At 57.4% G+C, this 12,096-nt stretch carries 13 protein-coding genes; 12 read left to right on the top strand and 1 reads right to left on the bottom strand.

What is annotated here, in order from left to right:
- Positions 1–44: 44 nt before the first annotated feature.
- From D9M09_RS12530 to D9M09_RS12505, 6 genes are all read left to right on the top strand, one after another.
- Positions 45–1,376, top strand: coding sequence for an MFS transporter (locus D9M09_RS12530; RefSeq protein ID WP_100429659.1), 1,332 nt, complete (start codon positions 45–47; stop codon positions 1,374–1,376).
- 147 nt (positions 1,377–1,523) lie between these two features.
- The gene (locus D9M09_RS12525; RefSeq protein ID WP_157808919.1) at positions 1,524–2,489 is read left to right on the top strand and encodes an SAM-dependent methyltransferase; all 966 of its coding nucleotides are present in this window, start codon (positions 1,524–1,526) and stop codon (positions 2,487–2,489) included.
- Between the two features lie 120 nt (positions 2,490–2,609).
- Positions 2,610–2,960: a hypothetical protein gene (locus D9M09_RS12520; RefSeq protein ID WP_121669439.1), complete on the top strand. Its 351-nt coding sequence runs from the start codon at positions 2,610–2,612 to the stop codon at positions 2,958–2,960.
- Between the two features lie 49 nt (positions 2,961–3,009).
- Entirely contained in the window at positions 3,010–3,750 is a 741-nt protein-coding gene (locus D9M09_RS12515) for a HupE/UreJ family protein (RefSeq protein ID WP_100429661.1), read from the top strand.
- A 12-nt stretch (positions 3,751–3,762) separates the two neighbouring features.
- Positions 3,763–4,425, top strand: a complete 663-nt coding sequence (locus tag D9M09_RS12510; protein WP_121669438.1) for a transmembrane anchor protein — start codon at positions 3,763–3,765, stop codon at positions 4,423–4,425.
- Positions 4,426–4,460: 35 nt separating this feature from the next.
- Positions 4,461–4,958 carry a hypothetical protein gene (locus tag D9M09_RS12505; protein WP_157808920.1) on the top strand — a complete coding sequence of 166 codons (498 nt, stop codon included), beginning with the start codon at positions 4,461–4,463 and terminating at the stop codon, positions 4,956–4,958.
- Positions 4,959–5,313: 355 nt separating this feature from the next.
- Here the strand turns inward: D9M09_RS12505 and D9M09_RS12500 are convergent, their stop codons facing one another.
- On the bottom strand, positions 5,314–5,469 hold the full coding sequence (locus D9M09_RS12500) for a hypothetical protein (protein WP_157808921.1): 156 nt from the start codon (positions 5,467–5,469) through the stop codon (positions 5,314–5,316).
- A 231-nt stretch (positions 5,470–5,700) separates the two neighbouring features.
- Between D9M09_RS12500 and D9M09_RS12495 the strand changes: the two genes are divergently transcribed.
- The 6 genes from D9M09_RS12495 to D9M09_RS12470 all read left to right on the top strand — a co-directional run bounded on the left by D9M09_RS12495 (position 5,701) and on the right by D9M09_RS12470 (position 12,083).
- Positions 5,701–6,213: a hypothetical protein gene (locus tag D9M09_RS12495; protein ID WP_121669436.1), complete on the top strand. Its 513-nt coding sequence runs from the start codon at positions 5,701–5,703 to the stop codon at positions 6,211–6,213.
- Positions 6,214–6,317: 104 nt separating this feature from the next.
- Entirely contained in the window at positions 6,318–8,303 is a 1,986-nt protein-coding gene (locus D9M09_RS12490) for a DDE-type integrase/transposase/recombinase (protein ID WP_121669435.1), read from the top strand.
- Between the two features lie 27 nt (positions 8,304–8,330).
- Positions 8,331–9,320: an ATP-binding protein gene (locus D9M09_RS12485; protein WP_121669434.1), complete on the top strand. Its 990-nt coding sequence runs from the start codon at positions 8,331–8,333 to the stop codon at positions 9,318–9,320.
- Between the two features lie 4 nt (positions 9,321–9,324).
- Complete coding sequence (locus tag D9M09_RS12480; protein WP_121669433.1) at positions 9,325–9,942, top strand: hypothetical protein; 618 nt, start codon at positions 9,325–9,327, stop codon at positions 9,940–9,942.
- A 188-nt stretch (positions 9,943–10,130) separates the two neighbouring features.
- Positions 10,131–11,066 (top strand): integrase catalytic subunit, encoded by a 936-nt coding sequence (locus D9M09_RS12475; protein WP_162995654.1) that lies wholly within the window; start codon positions 10,131–10,133, stop codon positions 11,064–11,066.
- 27 nt (positions 11,067–11,093) lie between these two features.
- Positions 11,094–12,083, top strand: coding sequence for an ATP-binding protein (locus D9M09_RS12470; RefSeq protein WP_121669431.1), 990 nt, complete (start codon positions 11,094–11,096; stop codon positions 12,081–12,083).
- Positions 12,084–12,096: the final 13 nt, after the last annotated feature.

The raw sequence follows: 12,096 nt of genomic DNA, 5'->3' as shown, positions 1-12,096 counted from the left end.
CCAGCTTGAATCCCTTGTTCGTGCTTAAAAGGAGCTGAATTAACATGTTAAATATATTGGCCAATCGTACATACAGGCACCTGTTCTTGGCACAAATTATTGCCTTGGTGGGCACCGGTTTGCTGACCGTAGCGTTGGGTTTGCTTGCATATAAGCTTGCTGGCACCAATGCCGGCAGCGTGTTGGGAACCGCTCTGGCGATCAAGATGCTCGCTTACGTGCTGATCGCCCCCGTGGTCGGTGCCTTTGCCAACATGCTCCCGCGCCGCGCCTTCTTGGTCGCAATGGATTTGGTACGCGCCGGCGTCGCGTTATCACTTCCGTTCGTGACACAGATATGGCAGATTTATCTGCTGATCTTTTTTCTCCAATCGGCCTCAGCCGCCTTTACCCCTACCTTCCAGGCAACGATTCCCGATGTTTTGCCAGAGGAAAGCGATTACACGCGAGCATTGTCCCTCTCGCGTATGGCCTACGATATGGAAACCCTGGTGAGCCCGATATTAGCGGCCGCTTTGCTATCGATAATCAGTTACCACTGGCTTTTTGGTGGCACGGTGATCGGTTTCATCTGCTCGGCGGCGCTGGTCGTTTCAGTGTCGCTGCCGCAATCACCAGCGGTGCCAGCGACCGGCAGCATCTATGCCAAGACCTTTCGCGGCATCGCCATTTACCTGCGCACGCCACGCCTACGTGGACTGTTGGGCCTGAACCTGGCCGCAGCGGCGGGCAGTTCCATGGTCATCGTCAATACGGTGGTGTATGTGCAAAGTAAGCTTCTCCGCCCCAGCTCCGATGTGCCATTCGCGCTGGCTGCATTTGGCTGTGGCTCGATGCTGATCGCGTTGTTCTTGCCCAAGTTACTCGATCAGCGGCCGGATCGTCCGGCCATGCTGGCAGGTGCTGCACTGATGGGCGGCGGCCTGATTGCGGGCGCTTTTGTAGCCACCATGGGCGGGGCCTACGAATGGCCCGCCCTCCTTATGACCTGGTTTGTAATCGGCGTCGGTTACTCCACCACTCTCACGCCCAGTGGCCGACTTTTACGCCGATCGGCTAGCTCCGATAGCCGGCCAGCGGTATTCGCCGCGCAATTTTCGCTCTCGCACGTATGCTGGTTGATCACGTATCCAATCGCCGGCTTCATGGGCGCCAAGTTTGGCATGCCAGCCACTTTCGTGGTGCTGGCAGCGATTACGATAGTGGGCGTGGCGGTTGCCGCGATCGCCTGGCCAGCCAACGATCCGGATGTCATTGAGCATCGCCATACCGGCCTGGCTGACCAGGAACACCTGCACCAGGGCGGGCAAAACGATACTGATACGCATGAACATGTATTTGTCATCGATGAGCATCACCGGCGCTGGCCGGACTGAGACCATGACGATGCGCCTTTTTCAAACTCCGATTGTGTTGCCACATTGCGGACCCGTCTTGCTGGAGAACGAGCATGTGGACGTCAAGGACTGCGGAGCAATGCCGTCGTATGTGAAGCCGGGTGCTACGCGTGCCGAGGGTATGCCATGACCATCAACGCTGCCGTGCCAACATTGGACAAGCCACGCGAGGTCGCCGCTTGGCTGCAGCAACGCCCGACTGCTCAGGCGTTGCGCACAGCATTTCCAGATGAATGGATAACGATGGAACAGGAACTGCAAGCGGCATTGTCACAACGTGATTCAGCCCGCCTTCACCATTTGCTCCATCCTGCCATGCCGCCTGGTGGGAACCCCAGGCATGCACGACGTGAGCTCGTGCGCGTAGCGGTACGCCAGCGTATGGCCGCGCTGACAATTGAGCACTATGGAATGGCGGCGGTCACAGGGAAAGCATCGGGCACGATGCGTTTCAACCTGTTCAACGGCTGGCTGGCACAGCGCCTGCTGTTCCGACGTGACCTCGAACGCAAAGCTGTGCCATTGCTATGGTTTCGTTTGTTGTGGCCTCTGGTCTGGCAAAAGCGCCTGCTGATGCCACTGGTAACGCGCAAGGGCATCTACTGTTTTTATTCAGATGCCTTCGTTAGGCGGGTAGCAGAAATCATCGGCGAGCGGTCTTGCCTGGAAATTGCCGCAGGCGACGGGACGTTGAGCCGTTTCTTGCGTCAGGAAGGAATCCAGGTACGGGCAACTGATAACTATAGCTGGCATGACCGGATCAGCTTTCCGGCTGACGTGGAGCGGCTTGAGGCCATTGCGGCAATACGAAAATATGCCCCCGAGGTTGTGTTGTGCTCCTGGCCGCCATCGCAAAACAATTTCGAGCGCGAAGTCTTCCAAACAGCAAGCGTACGGATCTACTTGGTGGTGGTGAGCATTCACCATTTTGCTAGTGGGAACTGGAGTGATTATGCATCCCAACAGTCATTTGCAATGGAACACAGACCGGATCTGGCGCGTCTGCTGCTGCCGCCTGAACTGGGTTGTGATGTTCTCCTGTTCCGGCGCAATGGATCAAGGGCGGAAAGTAGCCGTGGCGAGCATGATTAACCGTACTGAATCAGGCCGCTGGACATTCCTTTCGGACGAGCTGTCTTTTTCAACCGCCGGCCTTCGGTGCGAATACATAAGACATTTAAGTGGACTGAATTTATCTCTTTTGGAATTGCCATGAACCTGTGTCGTGCTACCGTCCGCCTTATTCTGGCGCTAATGATGATTTCGATGCTTGGCCTCAGTTTATGGGGAGCCAAGTCGGGTTCGCACGTCCTATTGCCGCACACGCATCAGCTGGATGCCAGCACGGATGACGCTGACGCTATTGAATCGTCCGAGCTGTCGGCAACACACTTACACAAACATAATCCAGGCGACCATACCCACGATATCCCACTATTGCCCGTTCCTTTCGGCGTCCCAAGTGTGACAGCCGACGACGGGTACCAACGGCAGACGGTGCGCTTTCCATCCGTCATTTTGCCGCTGCCCGATAAGCCGCCAAAAGCCTCCACGTCCGTCTAACCTTTTCTGGTGGCCTCAACATCCGCCATTCTTAGTAACTGGAGAATATATGTTTTTTCTGTCTCAAATCGACGGTGGGAGAACGCTTTTACGTCAGCGTCCCCTCCGTCACCTGCGGTGGGTCATCGGCACGCTGCTCTTGTACTTTCTCACGCTCTCCCTGGCCCATGCTCATGGCATCGCCCAGGGTGACAAGGGCTATATTTCCGAGATCACTGGCGTGCACTTTTTGTCCTTTATGTATCTGGGCGCCAAGCACATGTTCACTGGCTACGATCACATCCTCTTCCTGTTCGGCGTGATCTTTTTTCTGTACAAGCTCAAAGATATCGGACTGTATGTCAGCTTGTTCGCCATCGGCCATTCCAGCACGATGTTGCTCGGCGTGTTCATGGGTACGACGATCAATGGCTACCTGATTGACGCGATTATCGGTTTATCTGTGGTCTACAAGGCCCTGGACAACGTCGGCGCATTCCAGCGCTGGTTTGGGGTGCAGCCCAACACCAAGGTCGCAACACTCATCTTTGGCTTGTTCCACGGATTTGGCTTGGCCACCAAGATTCAGGAATATGAAATTTCTCCTGATGGGCTACTGGCGAACATGATCGGATTTAACGTCGGTGTAGAGATAGGTCAACTGCTCGCACTATCAGCCATTCTGATTGGTATGGGCTACTGGCGTCGTACCAGTAGTTTCCTCAAGCATGCCTATACCGCCAACACCGTGATGATGACCGCAGGCTTCATGCTGATTGGCTATCAGCTCACCGGTTATTTCACATCTTAATAAGGAATTCAAATGTACAACACAGATTTGCCAACACGGGCGGAATTGCCTAGCTCGGCCAAATTATTACGCTCCACGGCAATCGCATTGATAACCGCCGCAGCGCTGCTGGTCACGGTGGTGCTGCCATCGGAATACGGCATTGATCCAACCGGCATTGGGAAGGTACTCGGCTTGAAAGCGATGGGCGAGATCAAAACACAACTCGCCACCGAAGCTGCCGCTGATGCGCAAGCTGACGCCTTGGCAGCCGCGCGCCAAGCGCTTACGCCGGCGCCAGTCACTGCTGCAATTAATGCACCAGCCGTTGCACAGCCTGCACCTGTCCAAGATGATGCGGCCAAAGCCGGTATTACACAGGAGATCACGATAGTACTTCCTCCAGGTGCGGGCAAAGAAGTCAAGATGGACATGCTCAAAGGCCAGGAAGTAAGTTATGCCTGGCAAACCGATGGCGGTGTAGTGAACCACGACACGCACGGCGAGCCGGTCAGTGGGCCAGCCAATGCATTTCACAGTTATTTGAAGGAAGCGAATGTCGCTGGCAATCGCGGCCAGTTGACGGCCGAATTCGATGGCTCCCACGGCTGGTATTGGCGTAATCGCGGCGAAAGCAGCATTCGCATTTCATTGACCGTCAGCGGTCAATTCAAAAATCTGAAGCAAAAATCCTGATTCCCACCCCGCTTGATCACTTGAAGGAAATTGTAATGAAAAAATTTATGCAAAAACTCGCTGTCGCCGCTCTGTCCCTGTCAGTACTCAGCGCCTGCCAAGGTGAGGAAAAACATGGCCATGATCATGATGCGCCAACGTCTGCAAAAACCGCAGTGGCAGCACCAACATCAATGGCGATAGCCGCGCCGAACGTCAACACAGGCATCCGTAGCGATGAAGTGAAGGTGACGCTCGCTTCAAATCAGGGCACCGAAGTTAAAATGCTCATGGCCAAGGGTGCCAGGGTCGAGTACTCATGGACCACAGATGGCGGACTGGTCAATCATGATACGCATGGTGAATCGACCATCGTCGGGACAAAAGGCTCGCATCGCTACTCAAAGGGTGTGCAGGTTGGCTCCGACAAAGGTGAATTGATCGCTGCCTTTGATGGAGAGCATGGCTGGTTCTGGCGAAATCGCGGCGATAAGGCCGTGACCATCACAGTCAAAGTGAGCGGTCAGTACCAAGATATCAAACAGAAGAAGTAGTAGTATTTTCATGTTTTAGTAACCTCCGTCGGTGGCGTTTCATGTAGAAGCGCCACCGACTAAGGCCATTGACTGGCACATTTTCAACTTTGTCATTTCCCCATTGGCGGTCTCGCCGTTTTCAAAGATATGCCTGTGACTTTCCGAAATAGATGCGACGTTTTGGAAATTGCTGCGACTACCGGGGGTGAAGTAGCAAGGCCCCCCGCTCCTTGCCGAGTTAAACTAGCCGCGATGAACTTCCGCTTTCGGCCCAGGCTGTGTAAAAATGCAATTCTGTTTCCACAATGGCGGACTCGGGCCGCCAAGCTATGTTGAGGAGGGTCTAAAACGCGTTGCACTGTGCCATATCGTTTTATGGGAATTCTCCTTCGAAATGCCACGACATCGCTGGAAGCGCCGCTTTTAAGCCGCGGAAATGGATAAAAGCCTCGATGGCCTTCATCATATCCGTAATGCCGAGGATAGCGATCAGCAGCTTCAGGTTATAGGCGAGGACATGAAGGCTCATCTCGGTCCTTACGCGCTCCAACCCCTTGCTCAGGAAAGGCGTCGCCCCTACCGTAGAGGAAAGCAATTGTGTCACCGGTTTCAACGCTTGCTTCCCTCTTGACCGCAGCCGGAAAGTGACACATTTACCGGCACGTCCAAGAAAGCAATTGTGTCAATTCGTAGCATCGGAAAGAAAATCCGTCAACTCGTAGCTTTGAAGATGCGGCAGCAGCGATAAGCTGCTGAAATCATGAACAAAACCGCACGATTCCACTCTGCTGTTCCGCGCGCAAGGCCTGCCGGTTCTCGCATCATCGAGGCGTACAGTCTGAAGCTGGGTCGGCGCCTGCAGTGCTTTGGCGAAGCCGTTTTTGAACAGTGGATACGTCTCGAAGTTGATCCAACAATCCAGACATTTTGCGAGCGCCCACTCGACTTGAATTTCGCGGATGGGGTACTCCGAGTTGACTTCTGGGTACGCCAAGGCGACCGCGAAATGTTGCTCGTCATGGACGATGCCTGCGAGGCGCGCAGCACGATAATCGATGGCGTCGAAATGGCAGTGCGCGTCGTACCGCCAGCCGAACTTTCAGCGAGCAAAATGTGGACCGACAACTGGCAGCGCATGCTGGTGGCAATCACCTGCTCTCGAACGGAAATCCCACCCTCGCTCCAACAATCGATCCTGAAATTTGTAGCCGAGCCGATGCAGCTTTCCCGCATCGAACAGGAATTTTCCGCCGGTGATCCGACGCCTGTGTGAGCCGCTGTCTTTTGCTTACTCCATGCTGGAAAACTCCGGGCCCCGCAGCTGCACCCGGAAAAAATTTCGTTCTTGACTTCAATCCACCCGGTGAGGCCGCCATCATGAATCGTCAACGCGGAGACCTTCATGGCATCGACATCGGTATCTGGCCTGACGTTGATTTCAATGCCCTCTCCGATGCACAGCGCATCATTTTTTCCAAAAGACGGCGAGCGATTGAACTGTATGTCAAAGGAGAAGCCGTACGCCTGATTGAAGAGCGGACAGGCATCAACCGACGCCAGCTCTATTTCCTGCTTGATCGTTGCCTGAAGATCGATGCGGATGGCCGAGTTGTTGGATTTCCGGCGCTACTCAAGTATCAACGCATTGCGCCATATACCCGCACTGCGCCTTTGGGAAGTGCTCGCGCCGCCGCCAGCGGCGGCGGATTGGGCGGCGCCTTCGCATTTCTGCTTGAACAGCATCCACCGTTGGCGCAATGGCTGACGCAAAAGATTTGCAAGCGCGCCGTCACACTACACCAAGTCAGTACAGATGGCCCGCTCAAGACCAGGTTGAGTGGGCTGGGCAATCTGCATGCCGGTTTTCTTACGCAGTGCAGGGCCGTCGGTATCACGGCTGCCGACTATCCCTTGAACACCGATCGCATGGGCATCCGCTCATTGTCGGCCTACGTGACGGCGGAAATACTCACCAACTTCGGTGACGCGGCGCGCGCCGCCGGCGCCACGCGTCTCAAGGGTATGCCCGGCGCCGCCGGCCGCGGCGCCGTTCGTCCATACCAGGTGGTCGAATTCGACGGACACCGGCTCGATGTGCGCTTGAAGATAGTGATCCGCGACCCGCTTGGCTTCGAACAGGAATTCGAAATCGAGCGCATCTGGCTGCTGGTGATCATCGACGTATGCACCCGCGCGGTGCTGGGTTACCACCTGGTGCTGTCGCGCGAATACAGCCGCTACGATGTGATCAAGACAATCGAGCAGGCGCTGACACCGCACCGGCCGCGCACGTTCACCCTGCCCGACGTCGGATATGGATCGACGGGCGGCTTCCCATCCGGCAAGCTGCCAGAGCTGGGGTACGCGATATGGGAACGCATGCGGCTCGACAACGCGAAGGCCAACCTGGCCAGCGACACCATGACGGCATTGTGTGAATTCATCGGCTGCGCCGCCGACGCCGGCCCGCCACATCACCCCGACGACCGACCCTATATCGAACGTTTCTTCGGCACGGTCGCCAGCACGCTATCCTCCCGCCTGCCCGGCTACACAGGCTCGAATCCCAAAGATCTCCGCCGCGCATTGGCCGACCCGAAGGGCAACCTGCGCTTGTTCGTGTCGCTCGCCGAGATGGAGGAATTGATGGAGGCATCGATCGCTGGCTACAACGCCACACCGCACGATGGTTTGAACGGGCGCACGCCGCTAGAGGCGATGGAATATCTGGTGCGCGGCAAAGGACAGATGATCTGGTGGCTATCCGAGGCGAAGCGCCGCACGATGTGCCTGATGCAAACGGCGCACCGTTGCCGGGTCCGCGGCTATCTGGCGCAAGGCACCAGGCCGCATATTAACCTGTTCCAGGTGCGTTACACGAGCGAAATGCTGGCCGCCAGCGGTGCACTGCTGGGCAGGGAGCTGCGCGTCTATTACAACAGTGACGACTTGCGCAGCGTGCGCGCCTTCCTCGCCGACGGCTCGGAGCTAGGCATACTCAAGGCGCAGGGTGCGTGGGGTGAGATCAGCCACGACCTGAAGCTGCGCCGCGAGATCATGAAACTGCGCGCCAAGAAGCGGCTGGCATTCACGGTCACGCAGGAATTCATCGACCGCTTCGTCGAAGAAAAACGGAAGAAGGCAGAGCACAGCCGGCGCGCTGCCAGCGACCTGGAAAGAACGATGCGCGCTCTGGCCAATGCGCCAACGGCCAACACACCACCGGGGCCGCCAAAGTCCGGGCCGGTGGCGCCGGCCGCCGCGCCGCAAGCAACGACAGATTCGGCACTCCCGGCACAGACTCCCCAGAAAATCGAACCACAAAAGCTCACGATCCCTTCCGGCTTCACGACAGTCATCTAAACGATTCTTTCGCCAAGGAGAAGTCTGATGTCTTTGAAACTGCCCCGGCCCATCGCCCCAGATCTGCATCCCATCGCCACCGGCAACTACCGCATCGCCACACCGGCCATCCAGGAACTGCACGAGCTCGTCATGCGCTGTCTGCGCTACCGGACCACCGGTGCGCTCATCCACGGTGCCTCCCGCATCGGCAAGACCCGCGCCATCGAATATGTGCGGCTGCTGCTGGCAGAGACCCATCCCAAGATCACCACCTACCACGCCCAGGCTGAACACAAGCCGCGCCATGCCGAAGGCCCCTTCTTCTCGAATCTGCTGGAAGCCGTGGGCTACCCCGATCCGGACCACGGATCGAATCCGACCAAGCGCATTCGGCTCATCAACAAGATCAAGGAAGCCTGCGCCAAGAATGGTGGCGGGACGGTCATCCTGTTTTGTGACGAGGCGCAGAGGTACGACGACAACGAGTACGAATGGCTGCGCGACGTGCATGACCATCTGGACCGGTTGCAGATCAAGTTGTTCACGATCCTCGTCGGCCAGCAGGATCTGCTGGCCATCAAGATCGCCATGCAGTGCGCCGGCAAGACCCAGATTGTGGCGCGCCTGATGGTCGACGAACTCGCATTCCATGGCATTCGCAATGCCGACGATGTCGCCACCTGCCTGGTCGGTTATGGCCAGACCAATTTCCCGCGCCGCACCGACTGGTCTTTCACGCGCTTCTATCTGCAGCAGGCGGTGGACGCCGGATATCGCCTGGTCGACGATGCCCAAGTGCTTTGGGAGGCCTTTGCCGCGATACACAACAAGGCGGGGCTGGCCGGCGCACTGGAGATTCCGATGGAATCGTTTACACGTGCCGTCGAGATCGTACTCAAGGAAAGCGAGCTGCAGGACGCTGCGCATTACCGGCCGTCGCCCCAGTTGTGGATCCAGGCGGTGCGCAGTTCCGGCTATGTCCAGGCCCGGGTGGCGACTACCCGCGGCCTGTCGGAACTGTCCAGCGCCGCATGATGTGATGGAGACCAAGAGCTTGCCCATCATGTTGTTCGACGAGCGCACGCTGACGCCGTCGTTCGGCTACGTGTTCGACCCGAAATGGCTCGATCCGTTTGAATCGATCGTGTCCATCCTGTGGAAGCTGGCCAGGATGAACCGGCTATCCGGCCAGGCGATCACCACGCAGTTGGCCAAGTCCGACATTGACCCATATGAGGGCTTAGCGGCACGCCGCTCGGAGGTCGACCTGTGCCGCTTACATCTCACCCTGGGGCTACCGCTCAAGCTAGTGCGGGACTCTGTGCTCCCTGATGCATTGCAAGCTGTCAGCGGCCCCCATTTCCGGTATTGCCGGAAATGCCTGTGCCGCGGCTATCACAGTGTCGTGCATCAGATCGGCGCCAACAAATGCTGCCTGGTGCATGGCGACATGCTGGAAATTGCCTGTCTTACGTGCGGCGCCAAGGCGCCCTACCGGCTCAACGTAGCCCTGCTCGACGCGCCCTACCGATGCGGAAACTGTGGCCACCTATATGGCGCATCGCCGCCCGTTTCGCCGCGGAACAAGCGTCCATTCAACAAGAAGGCGCGCATCGCCATCACGCGGCTGCGATGGAGCTATTTTGCGTATTTCTGATCGCATCGATATGACGCTGACGATGCGAATCGGTGCCGATTTAAGGCGGCAATGAAGTGACACATTTCCTTTCCTTGCGTCCCAGTTGACACAATTGCTTTCCAGATTCGGTAAGCCATTGAAAAAATTAACAAATTTTGAATTTTCCGAGACCAAAAAGATGGATTGACACATTTACCCTCGCAAAAGTGACACTTTCGCTTTCCACTACGGCCGCCGACGCCGGCCCGCCACATCATCCCGACGACAGGCCCTATATCGAACGTTTTTTCGGCACCGTCGCCAGTACGCTCTCCTCGCGTCTGCCGGGCTACACAGGCTCGAATCCCAAGGATCTCCGTCGTGCGTTGGCCGACCCGAAGGGTAACCTGCGCTTGTTCGTGTCGCTTGCCGAGATGGAGGAATTGATGGAGGCGTCGATCGCCGGCTATAACGCTACGCCGCACGATGGTTTGAATGGCCGTACGCCGCTGGAGGCTATGGAATACCTGGTACGCGGCAAAGGACAGATGATCTGGTGGCTGCCAGAAGCGAAGCGGCGCACGATGTGCCTGATGCAGACGGCGCACCGTTGCCGGATCCGCGGCTATCTGGCGCAAGGCACCAGGCCGCATATCAACCTGTTCCAGGTACGCTACACAAGCGAGGTGCTGGCCGCCAGCGGTGCGCTGCTGGGGAAGGAGCTGCGCGTCTATTACAACAGCGACGACCTGCGCACCGTGCGCGCCTTTCTCGCAGACGGATCGGAGCTTGGCATACTCAAGGCGCAGGGTGCGTGGGGCGAGATCAGGCACGACCTGAAGCTGCGCCGCGAGATCATGAAACTGCGCGCCAAGAAGCGGCTGGCATCCACGGTTACGCAGGAATTCATTGACCGCTTTGTAGAAGAGAAGCGGAAGAAGGCAAAGCACAGCCGGCGCGCTGCCAGCGCCCTGGAAAGAACGATGCGCGCTCTGGCGAACGCGCCAACGGCTAACACACCGCCAGATCTGCCAAAGTCCACGCCGTTGTCACCAGCCGCCGCGCCGCTAGCGACAACAGATTCGGTGCCCGCGGCACAGACTCCTCAGAATATCGAGCCACAAAAACTCACGATCCCTTCCGGCTTTACGACAGTCATCTAAACGATTCTTTCGCCAAGGAGAAGTCTGATGTCATTGAAACTGCCCCGGCCAATCGCCCCCGATTTGCATCCCATTGCCACCGGCAACTACCGCATCGCCACACCGGCCATCCAGGAACTGCACGAGCTCGTCATGCGCTGTCTACGCTACCGGACCACCGGTGCGCTCATCTACGGCGCCTCGCGCATTGGCAAGACGCGCGCCATCGAATATGTGCGGCTGTTGCTGGCCGAGACCCATCCCAAGATCACCACCTATCACGCCCAGGCCGAACACAAGCCGCGCCATGCCGAGGGTCCATTTTTCTCAAATCTGTTAGAAGCCGTGGGCTATCCCGATCCTGACCACGGGTCGAATCCAACCAAGCGCATTCGGCTCATCAACAAAATCAAGGAAGCCTGTGCCAAGAACGGCGGCGGGACAGTCATCCTGTTTTGCGACGAGGCACAACGCTACGACGACAACGAGTACGAATGGCTGCGCGACGTACATGATCATCTTGATCGGCTGCAGATCAAGCTGTTCACGATCCTCGTCGGCCAGCAGGATCTGCTGGCCATCAAGATCGCCATGCAGTGCGCCGGCAAGACCCAGATTGTGGCGCGCCTGATGGTCGACGAACTCGCATTCCATGGCATTCGCAATGCCGACGATGTCGCCACCTGCCTGGTCGGTTATGGCCAGACCAATTTCCCCCGCAGGACCGACTGGTCTTTTACGCGCTTCTATCTGCAGCAGGCGGTGGATGCCGGATATCGCCTGGTTGACGATGCCCAAGTGCTCTGGGAGGCCTTCGCCTCGATACACAACAAGGCGGGGCTGGCCGGCGCACTGGAAATTCCGATGGAATCGTTCACCCGTGCCGTCGAGATCGTGCTCAAGGAAAGTGAGCTGCAGGATGCTGCGCAGTATCGGCCGTCGGCCCAGTTGTGGACCCAGGCGGTGCGCAGTTCCGGTTATGTCCAAGCCAGGGTGGCGACCACCCGCGGCCTCTCTGAACTGTCCAGCGCTGCGTGACGCGATGGAGAGC

Origin of the sequence: Janthinobacterium agaricidamnosum (assembly GCF_003667705.1) — a bacterium.
Classification (GTDB): domain Bacteria; phylum Pseudomonadota; class Gammaproteobacteria; order Burkholderiales; family Burkholderiaceae_D; genus Janthinobacterium.
Note: the sequence above shows the minus strand (reverse complement) of the source record. Positions and strands in the feature narration are given on the sequence as shown.